This is a genomic window from Micromonospora sp. ALFpr18c (assembly GCF_008868155.1).
Classification (GTDB): domain Bacteria; phylum Actinomycetota; class Actinomycetes; order Mycobacteriales; family Micromonosporaceae; genus Micromonospora.
Genome location: NZ_WBKR01000062.1, coordinates 1 through 22,508 on the forward strand (window position 1 = coordinate 1; position 22,508 = coordinate 22,508).

At 73.7% G+C, this 22,508-nt stretch carries 16 protein-coding genes; 2 read left to right on the forward strand and 14 right to left on the reverse strand.

The window, feature by feature from the left end; genetic code table 11:
- Positions 1-55: 55 nt before the first annotated feature.
- The 4 genes from F8271_RS13725 to ald all read right to left on the reverse strand — a co-directional run bounded on the left by F8271_RS13725 (position 56) and on the right by ald (position 4,106).
- Positions 56-994, reverse strand: a complete 939-nt coding sequence (locus tag F8271_RS13725) for a ScpA family protein (RefSeq protein ID WP_225854511.1) — start codon at positions 992-994, stop codon at positions 56-58.
- Between the two features lie 41 nt (positions 995-1,035).
- Entirely contained in the window at positions 1,036-1,959 is a 924-nt protein-coding gene (locus tag F8271_RS13730) for a ParA family protein (protein WP_088990243.1), read from the reverse strand.
- A gap of 183 nt (positions 1,960-2,142) precedes the next feature.
- Complete coding sequence (locus F8271_RS13735; protein ID WP_151490103.1) at positions 2,143-2,979, reverse strand: tyrosine-type recombinase/integrase; 837 nt, start codon at positions 2,977-2,979, stop codon at positions 2,143-2,145.
- Positions 2,980-2,990: 11 nt separating this feature from the next.
- Positions 2,991-4,106 (reverse strand): alanine dehydrogenase, encoded by a 1,116-nt coding sequence (gene ald / locus F8271_RS13740; protein ID WP_151490083.1) that lies wholly within the window; start codon positions 4,104-4,106, stop codon positions 2,991-2,993.
- Positions 4,107-4,399: 293 nt separating this feature from the next.
- Between ald and F8271_RS13745 the strand changes: the two genes are divergently transcribed.
- Positions 4,400-4,657: a TM2 domain-containing protein gene (locus F8271_RS13745; RefSeq protein ID WP_151490084.1), complete on the forward strand. Its 258-nt coding sequence runs from the start codon at positions 4,400-4,402 to the stop codon at positions 4,655-4,657.
- An 87-nt stretch (positions 4,658-4,744) separates the two neighbouring features.
- On the opposite strand, the gene F8271_RS13750 is transcribed toward F8271_RS13745, so the two are convergent.
- The 9 genes from F8271_RS13750 to recN form a co-directional block, all read right to left on the reverse strand.
- A complete protein-coding gene (locus tag F8271_RS13750; RefSeq protein WP_151490085.1) occupies positions 4,745-5,350 on the reverse strand; it encodes an NUDIX hydrolase in 606 nt (201 codons plus the stop codon).
- 73 nt (positions 5,351-5,423) lie between these two features.
- Positions 5,424-7,172, reverse strand: coding sequence for a CTP synthase (locus F8271_RS13755; protein ID WP_151490086.1), 1,749 nt, complete (start codon positions 7,170-7,172; stop codon positions 5,424-5,426).
- A 163-nt stretch (positions 7,173-7,335) separates the two neighbouring features.
- Positions 7,336-9,750, reverse strand: coding sequence for a hypothetical protein (locus tag F8271_RS13760; RefSeq protein WP_151490087.1), 2,415 nt, complete (start codon positions 9,748-9,750; stop codon positions 7,336-7,338).
- Positions 9,750-10,916, reverse strand: a complete 1,167-nt coding sequence (locus F8271_RS13765; protein ID WP_151490088.1) for a glycosyltransferase family 4 protein — start codon at positions 10,914-10,916, stop codon at positions 9,750-9,752. The genes F8271_RS13760 and F8271_RS13765 overlap by 1 nt, the downstream gene beginning before the upstream one ends.
- On the reverse strand, positions 10,913-12,598 hold the full coding sequence (gene murJ, locus F8271_RS13770; RefSeq protein ID WP_151490089.1) for a murein biosynthesis integral membrane protein MurJ: 1,686 nt from the start codon (positions 12,596-12,598) through the stop codon (positions 10,913-10,915). Before murJ ends, F8271_RS13765 begins: the two co-directional genes overlap by 4 nt.
- A 1-nt stretch (position 12,599) precedes the next feature.
- On the reverse strand, positions 12,600-13,466 hold the full coding sequence (locus tag F8271_RS13775) for a hypothetical protein (RefSeq protein WP_151490090.1): 867 nt from the start codon (positions 13,464-13,466) through the stop codon (positions 12,600-12,602).
- Between the two features lie 43 nt (positions 13,467-13,509).
- The gene (locus tag F8271_RS13780; protein ID WP_151490091.1) at positions 13,510-14,451 is read right to left on the reverse strand and encodes a copper transporter; all 942 of its coding nucleotides are present in this window, start codon (positions 14,449-14,451) and stop codon (positions 13,510-13,512) included.
- Positions 14,452-14,478: 27 nt separating this feature from the next.
- Positions 14,479-15,657 (reverse strand): putative cytokinetic ring protein SteA, encoded by a 1,179-nt coding sequence (steA, locus tag F8271_RS13785; RefSeq protein WP_151490092.1) that lies wholly within the window; start codon positions 15,655-15,657, stop codon positions 14,479-14,481.
- A gap of 119 nt (positions 15,658-15,776) precedes the next feature.
- Positions 15,777-17,534 (reverse strand): DNA repair protein RecN, encoded by a 1,758-nt coding sequence (gene recN / locus F8271_RS13790; RefSeq protein ID WP_151490093.1) that lies wholly within the window; start codon positions 17,532-17,534, stop codon positions 15,777-15,779.
- Positions 17,535-17,636: 102 nt separating this feature from the next.
- Here recN and F8271_RS13795 point away from each other — a divergent pair, with 102 nt between their 5' ends.
- Complete coding sequence (locus F8271_RS13795; RefSeq protein ID WP_151490094.1) at positions 17,637-18,638, forward strand: helix-turn-helix domain-containing protein; 1,002 nt, start codon at positions 17,637-17,639, stop codon at positions 18,636-18,638.
- A gap of 61 nt (positions 18,639-18,699) precedes the next feature.
- Here F8271_RS13795 and F8271_RS13800 read toward each other — a convergent pair whose 3' ends face one another.
- Positions 18,700-22,407: a S8 family peptidase gene (locus tag F8271_RS13800; protein WP_151490095.1), complete on the reverse strand. Its 3,708-nt coding sequence runs from the start codon at positions 22,405-22,407 to the stop codon at positions 18,700-18,702.
- Positions 22,408-22,508: the final 101 nt, after the last annotated feature.

Here is a 22,508-nt window from a genome sequence, read left to right on the forward strand (position 1 = left end):
CCACGGGGGGACCCAGGCTGCGGCCTGATCGGCCAGCGAGTCCGGGCGTTGCTCGTCACTCATCGCGTTCACTCTCCGTCGGTCCCGTCCCGTCCGGTCCACCGGGCTCCTCCACCGGCTCCGGCGCGACCGACACCGGCTCCGGGTCGGCCGGGGTGCCGGCGTACTCGTCGACGTGCAGTTCGGTGTCACCGTCGACCGGGCCGGTCCAGCGCACCGTCAGCTCCTCCAGGGCCTGCTCCTGCACGAAGGCGACCAGACCCTCCCGGTACAGCTCCAGCAGCGCCAGGAACCGGGCCACCACCTCGAGGGTGGCCTCGCAGTCGGCGCAGAGCAGCGAGAACGTGGCCGTACCGGCGCGGCGCAGCCGGGTGGCGAGGATCTCCGCGTGTTCCCGGACACTGACCCGGACCATGTGCACGTGGGCGACGGAGACCTCGGGTATCGGCTTCGGGGTCATCGCCCGCACGGCCAGCTTCAACAGCCGCTGCGGGCCGATGCCGAGGACCAGGTCGGGCAGCGCCTCGGCGTAGCGGGGTTCCAGGCTGACGGCCCGCGGATACCGGCGACCGCCGACCGACTCCAGCTCGGCGATGTGCGCCGCCGCCTCCTTGTACGCCTTGTACTGCAACAGCCGGGCGAAGAGCAGGTCCCGGGCCTCCAGCAGGGCGAGGTCCTCCTCGTCCTCCACGTCGGCGGCGGGCAGCAGCCGCGCGGCCTTCAGGTCCAGCAGGGTCGCGGCGATCAGCAGGAACTCGCTGGCCTCGTCGAGGTCCCAGGCGTCGCCCATGGCGCGGATGTAGGCGATGAACTCGTCGGTGACCGTGTGCAGGGCAACCTCGGTCACGTCCAGCTTGTGCTTGCCGATCAGTTGCAGCAGCAGGTCGAACGGACCGGTGAAGTTGGCCAGCCGCACGGTGAACCCGGCGGAGGGAGCGCCGTCGACCACGGCTGGCGCAGCGGCCTCGGGCGGGTCGAGGGGTGGCGCGGTCACCGCACGACCGTAGACCACGAGACGGACACGGGGCGTTCCGGCTACCGCTCCGACTGGGCGGCGATCACCTCGCGGGCCAGCTGACGGTAGTTGCGTGCCCCGGAGGACGCCGGGTCCATCGTCGTGATCGGGGCACCGGCCACCGTGGACTCGGGGAACTTCACCGTCTTGGTGATGACCGTCTGGTAGACCTTGTCGCCGAACGCCTCCACCACCCGCTGCAGCACCTGGCGGCAGTGGGTGGTGCGGCTGTCGTACATGGTGGCGAGGATGCCTTCCAGCTCCAGGTCGAAGTTGAGTCGCTCGCGCACCTTGTCGATGGTGTCCAGCAGCAGCGCGACACCGCGCAGGCTGAAGAACTCGCACTCCAACGGGATGAGCACACCGTGCGCGACGGTCAGCGCGTTGATCGCCAGCAGGCCCAGCGAGGGCTGGCAGTCGATCAGGATGTAGTCGTACTCCTTACGGACCGACCGCAGGACCCGGGCGAGGGCCATCTCCCGGGCGACCTCGTTGACGAGCTGGATCTCGGCGGCGGAGAGGTCGATGTTGGCCGGCAGCAGGTGCAGGCCCGCCACGTCGGTCTTGATGAGGACGTCCTCGGCGGTCACGTCGTCCTGCATGAGCAGGTTGTAGACGGACAGGTCGAGGTTGTGCGGGTTGACGCCCAGACCCACCGAGAGCGCGCCCTGCGGGTCGAAGTCGACCAGCAGCACCTTACGGCCATACTCGGCCAGGGCGGCGCCCAGATTGATGGTGGTGGTGGTCTTTCCGACGCCACCCTTCTGGTTGGCCATCGCGATGATGCGCGCCGGGCCGTGCCGATCGGTGGGCATCGGCTCGGGGATGGGCTTGCGCATCGTGTAGGCCGCCGGATCCGCAGGACCGAGGTCCGCACCGAGCGTGGCCTGCTGCTCGCGGAGCTCCGACGTCCAGGTCTCGGCACGGTCACCGTTGCCAGCCATGTCCTCGTTGCCCCCTCCCGACGACCCACCCGGCGTCGGAGCCGTCCGACGTCCTTCGCGGCGCCGCTGCGCACCCCGGTCGTATCGCCCCAGGAGGTCCGCGCCGATGCCGACTGTACGCCACCGACCAGCAGGGGCTTCGGCACCGGCCCGGCGTGTCGGGACCGACCGCGACCGGCGGCCTCAGCCCCGGGCGCGCGGGTGGGCGGTGGCGTACACCTCGCGCAGCCGTTCGACGGTGACCAGGGTGTAGACCTGGGTGGTGGTCACCGAGGCGTGACCGAGCAGCTCCTGCACCACCCGCACGTCGGCGCCGCCGTCGAGCAGGTGCGTGGCGTACGAGTGGCGCAGGGTGTGCGGGGACACCGCCGCGGGTCCGTCGACCGGCAGACCGGCGGCGACGGCGGCCCGACGCAGGATGCCCCAGGCGCCCTGGCGCGACAGCGCCCCGCCGCGGGCGTTGAGGAACACCGCGGGGGTGCCCCTGCCCGCCGCGGCCAGCCCGGGCCGGGCCCGCACCAGGTAGGCGCGCACCGCCTCGACGGCGTACCCGCCGATCGGCACCAGCCGCATCCGGCCGCCCTTGCCGCGCAGCAGCACCGTGCCCTCGTCGACGTCCAGGTCGTCGACGGCGGCGCCGACCGCCTCGGAGATGCGCGCCCCGGTGCCGTACAGAAACTCCACCAGCGCCCGGTCGCGCAGCGCGAAGCGGTGCAGGCCGCGGACCGCGCTGGCGGCGCGGGCGGCGGACGAGACGGCGAGCGGCGGATGCTCGTCGTCGCCGGCTCGCAGCCGGGCCAGGTGCGATTCGACGACGCCGGCGCCGACCGACGTGAGGTCGGTGACGCCGGCGTCGGCGAGGGTCGCGAGGTAGCGGTCCAGGTCGCGGCGGTACGAGGCGAGCGTGTTCGCGGACAGGCCACGCTCGACGGTGAGGTGGTCGAGGTAGGCCCGCACGGCACGGCGCAACGCCGGCGCGGACCGCTCGTCCGCGCCGGCGGAGGCCGGGGTGCCGGTCAGACCGCCACCGCTCAGGCCAGCGCGTCGGCCAGCGGCAGCACGTCCATGCCGTGTGCCTCGGCCACCGGGCCGTAGGTGACCCGGCCGGCGTGGGTGTTGAGGCCCAGCGCGAGGGCCGGGTCGGTGCGCAGCGCCTCGCGCCAGCCCTGGTTGGCCAGCTCCAGGGCGTACGGCAGGGTGACGTTGGTCAGCGCGTAGGTGCTGGTGTTCGGCACCGCGCCGGGCATGTTCGCGACGCAGTAGAAGATCGACTCGTGGACCTTGTAGACCGGGTCGGCGTGCGTGGTGGGGCGCGAGTCCTCGAAGCAGCCGCCCTGGTCGATGGCGATGTCGACGAGCACGCTGCCCGGCTTCATCCGGGAGACCAGCTCGTTGGAGATCAGCGTCGGGGCCTTCGCGCCGGGCACCAGCACCGCGCCGATGACCAGGTCGGCGTCGAGCACGGCCCGCTCGACCTCGTACGCGTTGGAGGCGACGGTCTGCAGGTGGCCCCGGTAGATGGCGTCGGCCTGGCGCAGCCGGGCGACGTTCTTGTCCAGCAGCAGCACCTCGGACTGCAGGCCCAGCGCGATGGCGGCGGCGTTCATGCCGGAGACGCCGGCGCCGATGACGACGGTCTTGGCCGCGTACACGCCGGAGACACCGCCGGGCAGCACACCGCGCCCACCGCCGGTACGCATCATGTAGAAGGCGCCCACCTGCGGGGCGAGCCGGCCGGCGACCTCGGACATCGGGGCGAGCAGCGGCAACGACCGGTCGGGCAGTTCGACGGTCTCGTACGCGATGCCGGTGACCTTGCGGTCGATCAGCGCGTCGGTGCACTCCTTCGAGGCGGCCAGGTGCAGGTAGGTGAAGAGCACCTGCCCCTCGCGCATCCGGTGGTACTCCTCGGCGATCGGCTCCTTGACCTTGAGCACCAGCTCAGCGGTCTCCCACACCTCGTCGGCGGTGGCGAGGATCGTCGCGCCGGCGGCGGCGAACTCCTCGTCGGTGATGCTGGAGCCGACACCGGCGCCGGACTCGACGAAGACCTGGTGGCCGCTGCGGGTGAACTCGTTGACGCCCGCTGGCGTGATCGCCACGCGGTACTCGTGGTTCTTGACCTCGCGTGGGATTCCGACCTTCACGATGCAGACACCTCTCTTCGGGGCTGCTCTCCCCCGACTGCTCGGTGCCGCAATGGCCCCTTTGCCACCGCGGTCCACCGGTCCCGCCGGCGGCAGTCTAGGCGCGCCCGGCGCCGCCGCGAGCCAGCACAGTGCCATCCGGTGGTCGGGTGTCCTGACGATGTGTCAGGGCACCGACCGGACCCGGCGGAGCGGCGCCGCCTCAACCGTCAGGACAGTGTTCGACCATTATCGTCCCATCTGACGGGTGGCGGTGCGGACAGCGGACGAGTGGATCACTAATGTGACCGCCCATGACCACTCCTCCTTACCAGCCCGGGTACGCCCCGGGTTACTCCGACAAGAGCAAGGTCGTCGCGGGCATCCTCGGCATCCTGCTGGGCACCTTCGGGGCCGGTCGGTTCTACACCGGACACACCAAGATCGCCGTTCTTCAGCTCGTCGTGAGCCTGGTGACCTGCGGTGTCGGCGCCCTGTGGGGCGTCATCGACGGCATCCTCATCCTGGTCAACGGCGGCACGGACGCGCAGGGTCGCCCGCTGCGCGACTGATACGACCGGACACCGGAAAAGGGGCCCCGCGGTTGACCGCGGGGCCCCTTTCGCGCGTACTCCCGCCGGCTGGACCGGCGGCGGCGCTCAGCGCGACAGCGGCGCGTCCGCCCGGCGCAGAGCCGCGAAGCCGGTGTCCCGGGCGCGGGCCGCAGCCAGCAGCCCGGCCACCGCGGACGCGTTGGTGATCTCGCCGGCGAGGACCATGGCGACCGCCTCGTCCAGGTCGATCCGCACGATCTGCAGGTCGGCCTCCTCGTCGCGGCGCTCGTGCCGCTCGTCGGCCGGCACGTCGGCGAGGTCCCGGGCCAGGAACACCCGGACGATCTCGTTGGTGAACCCGGGTGAGCTGTGCAGGTCGACGAGCACGTCGACCCGCCCGGCGGTCAGGTCGGCCTCCTCGGCCAGCTCCCGCAGCGCGGCCGCCGGCAACTCCTCGCCGGTGACGTCCATCAGCCCGGCCGGCAGCTCCCACAGGTGCCGCCCCACGGGATGCCGGTACTGGCGGATCAACACCACCTGGTCGGCGTCGTCGAGCGCCACCACGGCCACCGCCCCGACGTGCCGGACCAGGTCACGCCGGGCGGTCCCGCCGCCGGGCATGGTCACCTCCTCGGTGACCACGTCGAAGATCCGCCCCCGGTACCGCTCCCGGCGGGAACGCACCTCGTAGCGGTGCTCGACACCGCTCATGCCGTCGCCTCGCTGCGCTCGACGACGACGTGCGGCACCCCACTGAGCCTGCTGGTTCGCTCGCTGCGCCCGCTCACGAGGCGGACGCGGCCTTCGTGGCGGCGCCGTTGCGGGCGGCCTTGCGCGTCGTCGGGGCCTCCGCCGCGTCCAGGTCGACCGGCAGCTGGTCGGCCTGCGAGTACGCCACCGCCGCCTTGACGAACGAGGCGAACAGCGGGTGCGGGCGGGTCGGGCGGCTCTTCAGCTCCGGGTGCGCCTGGGTGGCCACGAAGAACGGGTGCAGACTCCGGTCGAGTTCGATGAACTCGACCAGCCGGCCGTCCGGCGAGGTGCCGGAGATGTGCAGGCCGGCCTTGGTCAAAGCGTCCCGGTAGGCGTTGTTCACCTCGTAGCGGTGCCGGTGGCGCTCACTGATCTCGGTGCTGCCGTACGCCTCGGCCACGATCGAGCCCTCGGTCAACGCCGCCGGGTACGCCCCCAGCCTCATCGTGCCGCCCAGGTCGCCCTTGCCGGCGACGATGTCCTCCTGGTCGGCCATCGTGGCGATGACCGGGTGCGCGGCCTGCTCGTCGAACTCCACCGAGTTGGCGCCGTCCAGGCCGGCCAGGTGCCGGGCCACGTCGATGGTCATGCACTGCAGGCCGAGGCAGAGGCCGAGCAGCGGGATGCCGTTCTCGCGGGCGTACCGGGCGGTTCCGATCTTGCCCTCGATGCCGCGCACCCCGAACCCGCCGGGGATGAGGACGCCGTCCACGCCGGCCAGGGCCGCCGCCGCGCCGGCCGGGGTGACGCACTCGTCGCTGGGCACCCAGCGCAACTGCACCCGCGCCCGGTGGCCGAAGCCGGCCGCCCGGATCGCCTCACTCACCGACAGGTACGCGTCGGGCAGGTCGACGTACTTGCCGACCACCGCGACGGTGACCGTGTGCCGGGGCCGGTGCACCCGCTCCAGCAGGTCGTCCCAACTGGCCCAGTCCACGTCCCGGAAGGAGAGGTTGAGCCGGCGCACCACGTACGCGTCCAGCCCCTCACGGTGCAGCACCTTCGGGATGTCGTAGATGCTGGGCGCGTCCGGCGCGGCCACGACCGCCTCGGTGTCCACGTCGCAGTAGAGCGACAGCTTCTCCTTGAGCTTCACCGGGATCTCCCGGTCGCAGCGCAGCACGATGGCGTCCGGCTGGATACCGATGTTGCGCAGCTGCGCCACCGAGTGCTGCGTCGGCTTGGTCTTCAGCTCACCCGAGGGCGCCAGGTACGGCACCAGCGACACGTGCAGGTAGAAGCAGTTGTCGCGGCCCAGGTCGTGGCGGACCTGGCGGATCGCCTCCAGGAACGGCAGCGACTCGATGTCGCCGACCGTGCCGCCGACCTCGGTGATCACCACGTCGGGCAGCTGGCCGTCGTCGTCCGGGTCGGCCATCGCCAGGATCCGCGACTTGATCTCGTTGGTGATGTGCGGGATGACCTGGACGGTGTCGCCCAGATACTCACCGCGCCGCTCCTTGGCGATCACGTCGGAGTAGATCTGGCCGGTGGTGACGTTCGCCTTGCCGGACAGCGCCCGGTCCAGGAAACGCTCGTAGTGCCCGACGTCGAGGTCGGTCTCGGCGCCGTCCTCGGTGACGAAGACCTCACCGTGCTGGAACGGGTTCATCGTCCCCGGGTCGACGTTCAGGTAGGGGTCGAGCTTCTGCATCACCACGCGCAGCCCGCGCGCGGTCAGCAGGTTGCCGAGGCTGGAGGCGGTGAGGCCCTTACCCAGCGAGGAGGCGACGCCCCCGGTGACGAAAATGTGCCTGGTCGTCCGTGCTGATGGGGCCAAGGCCTGCTCCCGTGTCGTCTGTCGCGGTCATGCAGACCGCCGTGCTTGATCAGCAAAGTGATCACGCGATCCACGGGATTCGACGGTAACACCTCCCGGGCGGGTACCCGCAGGCCGCACCCCGGGTGCGACACCACCGGGTCACCACGACGACGCCCGACGCTCAGGGAGCGGCAACCTCGGTCGATGATCGGGTGACCTGCCGGGGCGGTAGCACCGCGGTGGGCTCCGGCGCGTCGTCGACGTCCGCGGGCCGCTCGGCCGCCGCACCGTCGGGCGGCGTCACCGACGACCGGAATGGGCTCGCGGGCGGACCGCTGATCGGGCGGGGATGCACCGCCCCCAACGGCCCACCACCACCGGTCGGGCCGCCGCCACCGGCCGGGCCGACGCCACCGCTGCCCGCGTCACCGCCCGGTCCCGCGTCACCGCCCGAGCCCGCGCCGGAGCCCGCGTCGTCGTCGCGCAGGCGGCCCACACCCGGACGGGTCCGGTCCGCGGCGTGCCCGAGCACCCGCAGCGACGCGAGGGCGGCCATCGGCACCACCAGTGCGGTGGCGGCACCGGCGACGTCCAGCGCCGCACCGTCGAGCACCCCACCCAGCACGGCCGCGACCGCCGTGCCGGCCAGCGCGGCCCGGACCGCCGGATAGATGCCGAACAGCCGCATCAGGCCGCCCCACGGCTGCAACAGGGCGAACCACACCAGCAGGCCACCGGCCAACGCCAGCACGGTCAGCGGGCTGTTCACCAGCGTCTCGAAGTTCTGCGTGCTCGACCGGTGCACGGTGAAGCCGCCGGTGCCGTCGCCGACGGCGGACAGGAACCGACCCAGGCTGCCCCGCTCCGCGGGCGGACGGCGCAGGTCCACCACGGCGAAGCCGACACCGACCGCCAGGGCCGCCATGGTCGCCCACGCCAGCCTGCTGATGGTCAGCCACCCGCCGGCACTGATCACCGCGGCCACGCTCAGTCCGGCGGTGAGCGCGATCGCCCCGACCGGATCGGCGCCCAGGTACGGACTGCCGACGACCACCACGGCGAGACCGCCCACGGCCACCATCACCGCGGGCCGCCAACCCCGGGGGACCCGCTGGGCGAGCCAGCCCCCGCTGACCAGCGCCCCGGCGAGGAGCACGCCCAGCCCGACGGTGCTCAGTCCCGCGTACCGGCCACCCTGCAACGCCGAGTAGCCCACCACGCCGTTGAGCTGCAGCCGCGCCCCGGTGAGCACGTCCAACCCCACGACGAGGGTGGCGAGACCGGCCACCGCGCCGAGCGGGCCGAGGGTGCCCGCGTACCCGGAGGCGAACCGGACCGCCGCCGTGCCGGCCACCACCAGCAGCGCGGTCACCCCCGCGAAGATCCAGCCGGGATGCTCCCCCCGCCACCAGGGCACCGCGTCGGCGAGCAGCGCGGCCGGCACGGTCAACGCCGCCGCCACCAGCAGCACCTCGACCACCGCCACGAGCCGCGCGGGCGCCGGCGTCGGCCCGGTCGGCCCGGCGTGCGGCCGCGCCCGGCGCAGCAACGGCAACACCGCCAGCGCCAGCAGCACCTGCACCACGGCCAGCACGGTGAAGAACTCGCCGGACACGCTCCGCTGGGCGGCCGCCTTCCGGTCGGCGTCGGCCGGCGCGTTGATCGCGTCGGCCAGGTCTGCCGGCCGGCCACCGGCGCTGACCGCGGGCCGGCCGAGGAAGAGCCGCTCCGGCATCGGCCGACCCAGCGCGGCGAGGGCGGTCGGCGCGAGATCGACGAGTTGCAGGTAGCCGTCCCGGCCGGTGCTGGACGACGTCAGCCACCCCCGCTCCCAGCCCGGCCCGTCGGCGACCACCACGTGCAGCCGCGACGGGCGGGCCGTGTCGGAGATCCCGGCGACCAGCACCAGCGACCGCGGCGGCCGGGCGGCCACCACGCGGGCGAGCTCGGCGTCCGCCGCGCGGGCCGCCTCGGCGCGCGTCGCCGGGTCGGTCCCCTCGACCGTGCCGAGGTCGACGATGCTCAGCACACAGGCCCCGAGCAGCGCGCGCGGGTCGTCTGGCAGCGCCGAGGCGTACCGGTCGACCCGGCCGAACGGACGGGCGGCGGCCACGGCCGCGCCCGGACCCACCGCGACCGAACAGCGCACCGACTCCGACAGCGACCCGGGCAACGTGTTCCACGGCAGCCGCTGCTGGTTGTACTGGACCACGCTCTCCTGGTCGGGAAGGTTCGCGCCGATGCCGTCGGGTTGCTCCACGGCCACCCCGGCCGCCGGGCAGCCGCCGTCGAGTCGGCTGCCGTTCCAGGCGGCGAAGCTGCCCGCGCCGAGCGTCAGCCACCCGTCCACCGGGCAGGTGGGCCGGTGCGCGGACCGCACCGACAGCGAACCGATCGACCCCTCCTGGGCCATCCGCCACAGCGTCGGGGTGCGCTGCGGGTCGACGTCCTCCCAGCGCAGGCCGGCGATCCCGGCGAGCACCACGAAATCCGCGGTGCGCTGCGGCGCGCCCTGCGGCGGCCGGACGGCCAGCGCGGCGACACCCAGCGCCACCACGAGCACCGTCAACACGGCGGGCGCGAGTCGACGCAGCATCAGCGGTGTTCCGTTCTCGGTGCCCGGGTGTCCGGGGCCGTCGGGCCGGTGGGGGCCGCGGTCAGCTCGGTGTAGAGCGCGGCCAGCGCGGCGACGGTGTCCGCCTCGGTGGGCCACGTCGCCGACCGCTCGGCGCCGCGCCGGCCCAGCTCGGCGCGGGCCGCCGGATCGTCCAGCAGTGCGCGCACCGCCGCGTCGAGGGCGTCGACATCACCGGCCGGGATCAGCGCCGCGGCGTCGCCGACCAACTCCGGCAGCCCACCGACCGCGGTCGCCACCAGGGGTACGCCGGCGCGCAGCGCCTCCTGCGCGAAGAGCTGCCGGGCCTCCCAGTCGCTGCTCACCACCGCCAGGTCGGCGCCGGCGAGCAGGTCCGCCACGTCGGTGCGGTGCCCCAGCAGGGTCACCGGGGCACGGGCCGCGGACGTGCGGGCCGCCAACGGCAGGTACGCCGGGCCACTGCCGGCGATCACCACCACCGGTGGAGGTGTCCGGGTACGCCAGCGGGCCGCCGCGTCGATCAGCACGTCGTAGCGTTTCTGCGGGTGCAACCGGCCCACCGACACGATCAACGGCTGGTCCGGTCGTACGCCGAACTCGGCCCGGACCGCCGCCGGACGTCGGCGGGGCGCGGGCAGGGTCGGCGCGGCGACCGGGGCGAGCCGGGCGTCGGTGGCGCCCAGCGCCGCGGCCCGGTCCACCAGGTCCGCCGAGGCGCCGAGAGCGACCCGGGCGCCCCGGGCCACCACCCGTTCGACGAGACGGGAGACGCCGCCGCGCAACCCGCCGGCGAGCACCGCGTTGTGCCAGGTCACCACCAGCGGGGCCGCCGGACGGGCCAGCACGGCGACCAGCCCGGCGCGCAGGCCGTGGGCGTGCACCACGTCGACCTGGGCGTCGGCGAGGACCCGGCGCACGGCGAGCACCGCGCGCGTGTCGGCGGGGGTCGGGCTCGCCGGGATCTCCACCGGCTCGAACCGCGCGCCCACGCCCACGAAGTCGAACTGTTCCTGCGTCGCCGCCGGCCCGCACACCAGCACCCGCGCGCCGGCCGCGACGAGCCCCCGCGCCACCGAACGGACGTGCTGGCCGACCCCACCGGTGCTGGAGGCGAGCAGCAGGGCGACACTGCCCGACCAGCCGGTGGACAGAGGTGGCTCACTCATCGCGCCGCCGTCTCCTTCCCGTCGCCCCGCTCCGGGGAGACCCCGCCCGGCGTCGGCCCGCCGCCGCGACCCCGCCGGCTCAGGCGGCGCAGCACCCCGGCGAGCAGCGGCTGTACGTCCCGCCGGTCGACTAACCAGACCACGGCGAGGAACACCACCCCGACCAGAACCCCGGACAGCATGCCCTGACCGAGTGCCGCCGCCATCGTCGGGGTGCCGCCACCCGGCGTGTCGAGCAACCGGACGACGCCCAACCCGGCGAGCGCGGCGAGCACTCCGGCCAGGCCGCCGGCCGCCCCGGCTCGGGTCGTGCCGGCCAGCGCCGGACGCCCGGCGGCGCGCAGCACCGCCGTGACCAGCAGCGCCCCGAGTACGAGCATGCCCACCGAGTTCGCGGACGTCACCGCGAGCACCCGGTCCCGCAACGGGAACACCGCACGGAGCAACAGTACGACGGCTGGCACCACCAGGAAGCCGACCGCGGTGGCGACCGTCGCCGCCCGGGTCTCACCCCGGGCGTAGAGCGCCCGGGTGAGCACCGCGAAGAGGCCGTAGCCGACCAGGCCGGGGGCGTACCCGATGATCGCGCCGGCGGCGGTCGGCGCCGTCCCGGCCGGGAAGAAGAAGTGCCCGACCGGCCCGGCGGTACCGACCAGCGCGGCGGCGCCGAGGCAGCTGAACAGGAGCACCCCGCGGACGGCCGGGGCGAGGGTCGACCGGTAGGTGTCCTCGTCACCGGCCGTGTGCGCCGCCGCCAGGGTCGGGTAGGCCGCGATGGCCAACGGCACCGTCAGCACCGCCCAGGGCAGCAGGTAGACGGTCTGCGCCAGGTTGTAGACGATGGGATTCGTCGCCGCGCCGTAGGTGACCTGGTTCAGGCTGACGATCAACGCGATCTGTTGCATGCTGACGGTCACCGCGCCGGCCACCGCCAGGCCGCCGACCCGGGCCCGAGAGTCAGCCGGAAACCCGAACCCGAACCGGAGCCCCAGGCGCAGCCGGCAGACCGGAATGAGCAGCGACAGCGACAGCACCACCACGCCGAGGGTGGTGCCGCCGGAGAGCAGCAGCTCACCGCCGGGGCTCACCCCGTCGACGGCGGCGGAGCGGCCCTGCGTCACGCCGAACACGAGGTACACGACGATCACGGTGAGGCTGGACAGCAGCGGGGCGAGCACCGGCCAGGCGAACCGCCGGTGCGCTTGGAGCACACCGGTGAGCACGATGCCGACGCCGTACAGCGGCAGTTGCGGCGCGAAGACCCGCAACATCCGCTCGCCGCTGTGCTGCTGGACGGTGGTCAACCCGTCGCCGAGCAGCCCGATCACCGGCCCGGCGGCGAGCACCACGAGCAGCGCGAGCGGCACCAGCAGAGCCAGCGTCCAGGTCAGCAGCGCCCCGGTGGTCCGGGCCACCGCCTCCCGGTCGCCCGCCGTGACCGCGCCGGCCAGCAGCGGTACGACGAGACTGGCCAGCGCACCCCCGGCGACGATCTCGAAGATGAAGTTCGGCACCGCGTTGGCCACCACGTAGGTGCTGCCGAGGTCGGTGTCGCCCAAGCCCAGGGTGAACACGGCGGTACGGCCGAAGCCGGCGAGTCGGCTGGCCACGGTGAGGACGGCGATGAGCGCGGCTGCTCCGGCCAGCCGGCCGGTGCCGGCGAGGGGTGCCGGTCTGGTCACGTCAGTCGGCGCGTCGGCCCAGTGCGTCAAGCTCCCGCAGCCCGGGGGTCCGCTGGATCACCGACGTGAAGCTGACCTTCTCGCTGGCGGCGGTGAGCCCGGCGAGCACGGCCAGCAGGCCGGCCCGGCCGAGCGGGCCGCTGCGGGCGGCGAGCGCGACGCCGAGCAGCGCACCGAGGGCGTTCGCGCCGCTGTCGCCGAGCATGACGTCCTCGGCCAGGTCGTCGCGGAGCAGGCCCGCGGCGGCACCGGCCGCACCGGCGGCGATCCCGCCGTGCGGGCCACCGGTCAGCGGCGCGGCGAGCAGCAGCCCGGACTTGATGGCCCGGCCCGGCCGCAGGTCGAGCAGGTTGAGCAGGTTGGCGGTGCCGGCGATGACCCCGGCGCCGAGCAGTACGTCGACACCCCGGCCGAACGCGCCGTGGCGCTGCCGGCGCGGGTGCGCCGCGACCCGGGGGTCGGCGGCGAGCAGCGCGGCGGCGCCCAGCCCGGCGGCACCCACCCCGACGACCTTGAGCAGGCCGGCGGTGACCCGGCCCTCGCGCAGCGCGGCGAGGTGACCGGCGAAGCCCTTCGCCGCCTTCTGCTCCGGTCGGGCGCCGACCACGTCGTCGTACAGCCCGACGCCACCCGCGCCGAGGCCGGCGACCAGGGCGGCACCACCGGAGGCACCGCTGGTCGCGCCGAACGCGCCGGCGGCGGCCGCACCGGCGGCGAGCGCCGGGCCGGCGGCCAGGGTCACCGTCCGACCGCGGAAGTTCGTGCGTTCCAGCGCGGGCCCGACCGGGGCGGTACGCACCTCGCGCAGCGCGTACCGGGCGGCGGCGACACCGGCGCCGGCGATCAGCAGCCGACCCAGGGCGCTCACGCCGCCGCCTCGTCGATTACGGACACGGGGGTACGTCGTTCGCTCACTGGGGCAGTCTAGGCAGCAGGGAGGCGGCGTTGTCGCCGACGCCGTACTGGCCCGCCTTCTTCTCGGTGAGCTGCTGCACCAGGGCGAGGCTGGTGACCAGTTGGCCCTGCACGGTGTTGGCGTTGTCGACCGTGGAGATCGTCTGAGCGAGGACCGGGTCACCGCGGACCACGGCCACCAGGTTGCCGCCGACGGAACCGTTGCCGCCCACCACGATCGACCCGGTCTGGTCGAACTGCTCGGCGATCTTGACGACCGACTCGTCCCGCTTGTCGGAGTCCTTGTCGACGTACGGCTGCCCGCTGACCACGACGACCGCCTCCGCCGAGCCGGTGACCTTGTTGCTGTCGGTGGTCAGGTAGCCGGCGTTGTTGTACGCGGCGAGCACCGCCCGCCGGTCGGCGTCGCTGACCGGCGCGGCGCCCTGCGCCCGGTCCAGCAGGACGCTGGCCAGCAGCGCGCTGGACGTCTCCACGCCGTGCCCGTTACCGGGCAGGCCGGTGGTCTGCGCGGTGGGCCGGGCGGCGGTGACGGCCAGCTCCAGCAGGTTGGAGTTGTTGTCCGGGTTGATGAACTTGTCCTGCAGGTCGACGCGGCCGGTGATGGTGGCGCCGGCGAGCTGGAGCTTCTTGAGCACACCCTCGGTGTGGTCACGCCCGTTGGGCAGGCTGAGCACCACGACCCGACGCCCGGTGAGGGTGCCCGGCAGGACGACCTGGGACATCTCCTCGGCGAACTCCTCCTCCAGCGCGAGTTGCTTCTCCATGCTGTTGACCTGCTGGCGCCACTGCTGGTTGTCCTTGCGTAGCCCGGTGACCTGCTGCTTCAGCGAGTCGGCGACCGGGCCGTTGAGGGCGGCCGTGCCGACCACCAGGCCGATCGCCAGAGCCAGGAAGACCGCGGTGAGGGACACCACGTGGTAGCGGAAGTTGATCACGCTTGCAGCCTCTTGATCGGTCGGGAACTAGAAAAGCCGGTACAGCTGGAACACGAAATTGTCCCACCACTCGGCGACCACGCCCAGGTACGCCTTCCCGACGGTCGAGACGGCCACCGCCGACGCCATCGCCGCGATCGCCGAGAGCACCAGCAGCAGCAGCGACGAACCGGAGATGCTCTGCCGGTAGAGCCGGCTCACACCCTTGGCGTCGACGAGTTTGCCACCGACCTTCAGGCGGGTCAGGAACGTCGAGGCCATCCCGCCGCGACCCTTGTCGAGGAACTCGACAAGGGTGGCGTGGGTGCCGACGGCGACCAGCAGCGACGCGCCCTTCTCGTCGGCCAGCAACATCGCGAGGTCCTCGCTGGTCGCCGCGGCCGGGAAGGTGATCGCCGGGACGCCGAGGCCGTTGACCCGGGGCAGACCGGGCGCCCGCCCGTCCGGGTAGGCGTGCACGATCACCTCGGCGCCGCAGCGCAGCACGTCGTCGGTGACCGAATCCATGTCCCCGATGATCATGTCGGGGGTGTAGCCGGCCTCGACCAGGGCGTCCGCGCCGCCGTCGACGCCGATGAGCACCGGCTTGAACTCCCGGATGTACGGGCGCAGCACGTCCAGGTCGGCCTTGTAGTCGTAACCACGCACCACGATCAGGCAGTGCCGGCCCTGGATCTGCGTTTCGATGTCCGGCACGCCGACACCGTCGAGCAGCAGGTCGCGCTCCTGGCGCAGGTAGTCCATCGTGTTGGCGGCGAACGCCTCCAACTGCACCGACAGACCCTCCCGCGCGTCGGCCATCGCCTTGGCGACCGACTCGGCGTCCTGCAGGCTGCCGTGCGCCACCGGCTCGTCGCCGGCGAAGACCGTGTTGCCCTCGATGCGCACCTGGTCGCCCTCGCGGATCTGCTCGAAGACGCCCTCTCCCAGGTCGTCGAGCAGCAGAATGCCGGCGGCTACCAGCACCTCCGGGCCGAGGTTCGGATACCGGCCGGACACCGAGGGCTTGGCGTTGAGCACCGCCGCGACCCCGACGGCGACCAGCGAATCGGCCGCCACCCGGTCCAGGTCGACGTGGTCGATGACCGCGATGTCACCCGGGCGCAGCCGGCCGACCAGGCGCTTTGTCCGGCGATCGAGGCGCGCGGCACCGAGGACTCGGCCCGGCTCCGCGTTTCGGTTCCGGCGCAACGTGGGTAGACGCATCGTGACCATCCTGGCATGTGAGGCAGGCTTTTCTGTCGCGACATGCCTGAGCAGGGCCGCCTACCCAGGGAAGCACACGTCGGCACAAGCCGGTGTGCTTGCGCTCACAATACGCGGCGTCACGGCCGCCTTTCCTTCGCGGCCACGGCCAAAAGCTCCTCGGCGTGAGCGATACCCAGATCAGAGTCGGGCAAACCGGCGAGCATCCGAGCCAGCTCCCGGGCGCGTTCGGTGTCCTCCACGACCCGGACGCCGCTGGTGGTCACCGCGCCGCCGGTGTCCTTCGCCACCACCAGGTGCCGGTCCGCGAACGCGGCCACCTGCGGCAGGTGGGTGACCACCAACACCTGGTGACTGCGGGCCAACCGGGCCAGTCGCCGGCCGATCTCCACCGCCGCCTGACCGCCGACACCCGCGTCGACCTCGTCGAAGACCAGGGTGGGCGGGCCGCCCGAACCCGCGAAGACCACCTCGATGGCGAGCATCACCCGGGACAACTCACCACCGGAGGCGCCCCGCTGCAACGGCAACGACGGCGCACCCGGGTGGGCCAGCAACCGCAGCTCCACCTCGTCGCCGCCGTCCGGGCCGACACCCACCTCGACGCCGTTGACCGACAGCGCCGGCTCGCCCCGCCCGGCCGGACGGGGCAGCACCGCCACCTCGATCCGGGCGTGCGGCATGGCCAGCCCGGCAAGCTCGATCGTGACCTGGTCGGCGAAACGCACCGCCGCCTCCTGCCGCGAGGCCGCCACCCGACCGGCCAGGTCGGCCACCTCGCCGGCCAACCGCTGGCCCTCGCGCTCCAACTCGTCGAGCAGATCGTCGGAGGTGTCCAGGTCGGACAGACGCGTACGCGCCCGGTCGGCCCAGGCGATCACGCCGTCGACGTCGTCGGCGTACTTACGGGTCAACGCGCGCAGCGCCGCCCGCCGCTCGTAGAGGTGCTGCAACCGGGCCGGGTCCGCGTCCAGCGTCGCCAGGTACGCCGACAGCTCCGCGGACACGTCGGTCACCAGGGTGGCCGCCTCCTCCAGCCGGGCCGCCAACTCGCCCAGCGCCGGGTCGGTGCCGGCCTGCGCCTCCAGCGTGCGCCGGGCCGTGCCGAGCAGCGCCGCCGCGTCCGGCGTCTCGTCGGCCACCTCCGCGCCGCCCGCCACGCACAGCTGGGCCAGCTGCGCCGCCGTCCGCAACCCCTCGGCGTGCTCCAGCCGCTGCGCCTCGGTCTTCAGCTCGTCGTCCTCACCGGGCTGCGGGTCGACCCGGGTGATCTCGTCGAGGCCGAGTCGCAGCAGATCGGCCTCCTGGTTGCGCTCGCGGGCGTTGCGCCGCCGGTCGGCCAGGTCGTCGACGATCCGCCGCCACCCCGTGTACGCCTCGCGCAACGCGTCGAGCAACTTCTCGTGCGCCGGGCCGGCGAACCGGTCCAACGCGGCGCGCTGCTCGGCCGGACGCAGCAGCCGCAGCTGGTCGGACTGACCGTGCACGGCCACCGCCTGCTCGCCGACCTCGGCGAGCATCGACACCGGCATGCTCCGACCACCGACGTGCGCGCGGGAGCGGCCCTCCACCGTCACGGTGCGGCTCAGCAGCAGCGAGCCGTCCTCGTCGGGCTCACCGCCGGCATCGCCGATGCGGGCGTGCACCGCGTCGGCGACCCGGCCCTCCAGCCGCAGCCGACCCTCCACGACGGCCCGCCCGGGTTGGGCACGGACCCGCCCGGCGTCGGCCCGACCCCCGAAGAGCAGGCCGAGACCGGTCACCACCATCGTCTTGCCCGCACCGGTCTCGCCGGTGATGACGTTCATGCCGCCGGTCAACGGCAGAGTCGTGTCGTCAATGACGCCCAGCCCGGTGATGCGCAGCTCTTCCAGCACAGCACCCGACAGTAGACGCGAGGCCCGACAGTTGACCAGCCGACGGGCCCCGCCGGCGGGCCGCGATCCGGCCGTCACCTGGCCGACGTACAGTTCTGCCCCGTGTTGGACGTGATCGGCCTGACCCCCGCCGAGGAGGAGCTGTACCGCTGCCTGCTACAGCTCACCACGGCCCGGATCGACGAGTTGGTCCGCCGGCTGCACCGGCCGCGCGCACAGGTCGTCGCCGAGGTGGAGACGCTGCGTGGCAAGGGTCTCGTGCAGCCCACCGACACCGACCCGGACGCCCCGCTGCGCCCGAACGCCCCGGACGTCGCCCTCGGCGCGGCACTGCTGCGCCGGCAGGAGGACCTGGAGGCGGCCCGTCGGCGGGTCACCCACCTGGCCGAGGAGTACCGCGCCGGGCTACGCCGACATCACGTCGACCACCTGGTCGAGGTGATCACCGGCGCCCAGACGCTCCGCGACCGGCTGCGCGACCTGCAGAACTCGGCGCGGACGGAGGTGCTCTGGTTCTGCAAGGTCAACCCCCTTGCCCTGACCGGACCGGAGAACGTGGAGGAGTTCGACGCGCTGGCCCGGGGTGTGCGCTACCGGGCCATCTACGAGCGGGAGCTGATGTTGGTGCCGGGCGGGCTCGCCGACCTCGCCAACGGTGTCGCCGCCGGTGAACAGGCCCGTATCCTGGACCGCCTGCCGGTCCGACTGTGCATCGTGGACGCCCGCACCGCCATCTGCCCGCTCGTGCCCGACCTCGAGGGCGGCGAGCCGACCGCCGCGGTGATCGGCCGCAGTCAACTGCTCGACGCGCTGCTCGCCCTGTTCGAGAGCCACTGGCGGGTCGCCACCCGGCTGCGGCTGGAGGACCTCACCGACGGTCGCGCCGATCCCGACGACCACCCCGTGGACGGCTACCGGCCGGACACCGACGAAGCGCGGCTGCTGTCGATGTTCGTCGCCGGCGTACCGGACAAGTCCATCGCCTCGCAGCTCGGGGTGAGCCGGCGGACCGTGCAGCGGCGCCTCGCCAACCTGATGGACGTCGCCGGCGTGGACACCCGACCCGGGCTGGCGTTCCAGGTGGCCCGGCGCGGCTGGATCTGACGCCGGCCGGGCCCGTCGCCCGGCAGGGGCGGGGCGGCCGCGGCCGCCCCGCCCCCGAACCTCAGCGCAGCCCGTACGCGTCGACCACGGTCTGGTCGACGGTGTTACCGGCCCGGTCGCGGGCGTGCACCCGCACCGAGACGGTTCCTCGCCCGGCCGGCACCGTCGCGATGTACCGGGTCCCCGACCCCGTGGTCCGCGCGGACCGCCAGGTGACGCCCCCGTCGAAGGAGACCTCCACCCGGACGCTGGTGCCCGTCGGCGCGGGCACCCCGGCCGGCTGGCGCAGGGTCAGCCCCAGCTGGTGCGACCGGTTGCCGCGCACCGTGTTGAGCAGGTCGGCCGGCACCCGGTAGTCCACCTGCAGCAGCGACAGCGGCGTGGCCGTGTCACCCGACGGTCGAGCCGAGGTGAACTCCCAGGCCGTCTCCGTACGCGTGGCGTGCCGCCACTCGGGCGAGGACCGCCGGGTGCTCACGTCCAGGCGGTAGCGGGCCGCCCCGGCGCTGGTCTGCACCGGCGCCCAGCCGCCGGACAGGTCGGCGATCTGCTGCCCGTCGCGGCTGACCCGGACCCCCACGGTGTCCGACTCCTCGCCCTCGCCGGCCACGCCGTAGTGCCCCTCGGCGTCGACGAACTCCGGCACCCGCAGGTCCAGACTGTCCCCGGTCCGCGTGGGCACCGGCGCCCCACTCGCCGGTACGGCCGGACGGACGACCGGCGCGTGCCAGGTCTCGGTCTCCCGGTCGTCGGCGGCGTACCGCCGGGGCTCCTCGGTCAGGCCGCCGGCCAACTGCCCCCACTGCATGAACATGAACTTGTGCAGCACCCGGTGCTGCCACCAGTTGTCCCCGGCGCTGACGAACTCCTGCCGGGTGGTTCCGTTGCGGACCATCCGCTGGTCGTCGTTCCAGGCGTACCCCTGCCACGGCCGCCAGCCGAACCGCTGCTCGGTGGCCCAGCCCGCACCCATGTCGCCGTAGCTCGCGGTCACCTCGGCGGTGTTCTTCGCGGTCACCGTGTGCACGACCCGCTCCGGCACCCGCCCCTTCGACACCTGCCACACGTCGTACAGGTAGGGGCTGTCCACGGTCAACGTCAGGTCGAGCGTCGCCCGGCCCTTACGCGCCGCCGCGATCAGCCGCTGCCCGTCGTCGTACGCGACCACCATCGACGGGATCGGCAGGCGGTCGCCGGTGGGCCGCCAGACCGTCCAGGCGGTCTGGTCCTCCGGGCGGACGATCAGCACCGCGGCGGCGCCGGCCGCCGCGACGGCGGCCACCTGCTCCTCCTCCGAGCGGTCCGGGTCGGCGGCGAGCAGCACGGCGGCGTCCCGCACCCGGGTCAGCTCGGCGGGGGTGCCGGTGCCGGCCCACACCAGCGGCAGCCGGTGCCGACCGGTCGGCGCCGGCGACGTGCCCTTCAGGTTGATGTCCGACGGACCGGACACCCCGCTGATCGTGGCGTCGACCATGGGCGCGACGAGCTGCCAACGCGAGGCGAACTCGAACTCGCCCTGCCGCACCTGGCGGGTCGGCGTCACGTTGACCTGCTGCACGACGCTGTAGGCCAGCACACCGTGGTCGATCTGCCGGCCGTTGCCCAGCACCCGGTGCACGTAGAAGCTGAGCGTGGCCCGCTGCTCGCTGGGCTTCGGCGTCTCGATCCGCACCGGCGTGCCCTTGCGCGCGTCGAGCACCACGGTCAGGTCCCGGTCGACGGTCACCTCCGGCTCGATGATCTGGGTCACCTGCTCGTCCAGGGGAACGCCGTGCTCGACGAGCGCCGTCAGCACGTACGTGCCCTCCTCGACCTGTAGGGTTCCCTCGCCGCCCCACAGGCCCCAGTAGTCCGACTCGGGCTGCTCACCGAAGACGGTCAACCCCGGCGAGATGCCCGGCTGACCCTGCCGGTCCAGCAGCTTGATGGTGACACTGTGCTGCGGACCGCTGACGGTGAGCCCGACCGGGGTGCGCACCGCGACGCCATCCGAACCGGTCGCCACCAGCCAGCCGCCATGCACGCCCCGGGCCAGCTTCGCCGGGTCGGCCCGCAGCGGCACGACCACGCTGCCGCCCGCCGGCACGCTCACCTCGCCGGATCCGACGGAGACCCCGTCGGTCTCGGCCGCACCGGTGTCCAGGTTGCGCAGTTCCAGGGCCAGCCGCAGGGTCCGCGCGGCCGTCGTGCCGTTGGTGTACGTCACGGTCCGCTCGACCGCCGCGCCCCCGGTGGAGATCCGGCCGAAGTCCGCGGTGGCCGACGCGTACACCTGCTGCTTGAGTGCCCGCGCCACGTCGACGCGACCGCCACCCTGCTCGAAGACGGTCAGCGCCGGGTTGACCTTGGTGGTGCTGACCAGGGCGTCCTTGAGCTTCCCGGCAGCCCAGTCCGGGTGTTCCTGGGCGAGGATCGCCGCCGCGCCGGCCACGTGCGGCGTGGCCATCGAGGTGCCGGACGCGGTCGTGTAGGCGTCGCCGACCGGCGTACCCATGGTGGTGCCGGCGGCCCGCGCGGCGACGATGCCGACGCCCGGCGCGGTGATCTCCGGCTTGAGGCCGTTGTCACCGACCCGCGGGCCGCGGCTGGAGAACTCGGCCAGGTTGTCGTCGCGGTCCACCGCGCCGACGGTGAGCGCGGCGGCGGCCGCGCCCGGCGAGCCGACGGTACGCGCGGCGCCGGAGTTGCCGGCGGCGATCACGAAGAGCGCGCCGGTCTCGGCGGTCAGGTCGTTGACCGCCTGGCTCATCGGGTCGGTGCCGTCGGTCGGGTCACCGCCGAGGCTCATGCTGACGACCTTCGCGCCGGCGTGGGCCGCCCACTCCATGCCGGCGATGATGGACGAGTCGTAGCCCGAGCCGCCGTCGTCGAGCACCTTGCCGACCAGCAGTCGCGCGCCCGGCGCCACGCCCTTGCGCAGCCCCGCCGACGCGGCGCCACTGCCGGCGATGGTCGCCGCCACGTGCGTGCCGTGGCCGTGGCCGTCGCGGGCGCTGCCGCTGCCGGAGAAGTCCTGCGCCTCGGCGATCCGCCCGGCCAGGTCGGGGTGGGTGGCGTCGACGCCGGTGTCGAGCACGGCCACCGTGACGCCGCTGCCGTCCCGGCCGGCCGCCCAGGCTTCCGGGGCGCCGATCTGCGGCACGCTGTGCTCCAGCGTGGGGCGGACCCGGCCGTCGAGCCAGACGCGGGCGATGCCGCCACCCAGCGGCGCGGCGGCGGCGCTGCCCCGGTTCGTCGGCGTGGCGGCGAGCGTGCTCCAGAGGCCACCGAGGTCACCCTTGTCGACCCGCAGCGCCGCGCCGTTGATGCTCTCCAGCGGGCGGGCGTCGGCGGCGACGGCGAGCGGCCGGACCCGGCCGGCGGAGGGTTCCTGGTAGCGCACGATCAGCGGCAGATCGCGCTGCACGACGTCGCCGTAGCCGTCGGCGGCCAACTCCTGCACGTCGAACAGGTTGGCGTCGAGCACCCCGCTGGAGACGTAGGGCAGGGCGTCGCTGGGCACCACCCGCAGCCCGCCGTCGACCTCCAGGGTCTGGAAGATGACGCGCTCTCGCCCGGGGCCCGGGCGGACGGTGGCGGCGACCCGGCCCGGCGCCGCGGGCGCGAGCTCGACCTGGTCGCCGGTGATCAGCGTGACGCGAACGGGTGCCGCGAGCGGGGTGCTCGGGCCGGTGGGCGGGGCGGGCGGGTCGGCGGACGCCGGTGCGGCGAGCCCGACGACCAACGCGCCGACCGCGCCGGCGGTGAGCCAGCGTGGGGACCAGTGCATGCGATGCGCTCCTCTACTCCTCCGGGCCCCCATCCGTAGATGAGAGTCGATCGGAGTCTGCGATGGAGCCCGTCACCAGGTCACTAGTCGCCGGCCGCCGC

What these genes read in the sequence shown, in the direction of transcription:
- F8271_RS13765 (WP_151490088.1), bottom strand. Translation starts at nt 10,916, where the DNA reads ATGAGTGAGCCACCTCTGTCCACCGGCTGGTCGGGCAGTGTCGCCCTG.
- F8271_RS13730 (WP_088990243.1), bottom strand. Translation starts at nt 1,959, where the DNA reads ATGGCTGGCAACGGTGACCGTGCCGAGACCTGGACGTCGGAGCTCCGC.
- F8271_RS13745 (WP_151490084.1), top strand. Translation starts at nt 4,400, where the DNA reads ATGACCACTCCTCCTTACCAGCCCGGGTACGCCCCGGGTTACTCCGAC.
- F8271_RS13760 (WP_151490087.1), bottom strand. Translation starts at nt 9,750, where the DNA reads ATGCTGCGTCGACTCGCGCCCGCCGTGTTGACGGTGCTCGTGGTGGCG.
- F8271_RS13800 (WP_151490095.1), bottom strand. Translation starts at nt 22,407, where the DNA reads ATGCACTGGTCCCCACGCTGGCTCACCGCCGGCGCGGTCGGCGCGTTG.
- F8271_RS13750 (WP_151490085.1), bottom strand. Translation starts at nt 5,350, where the DNA reads ATGAGCGGTGTCGAGCACCGCTACGAGGTGCGTTCCCGCCGGGAGCGG.
- steA (WP_151490092.1), bottom strand. Translation starts at nt 15,657, where the DNA reads ATGCGTCTACCCACGTTGCGCCGGAACCGAAACGCGGAGCCGGGCCGA.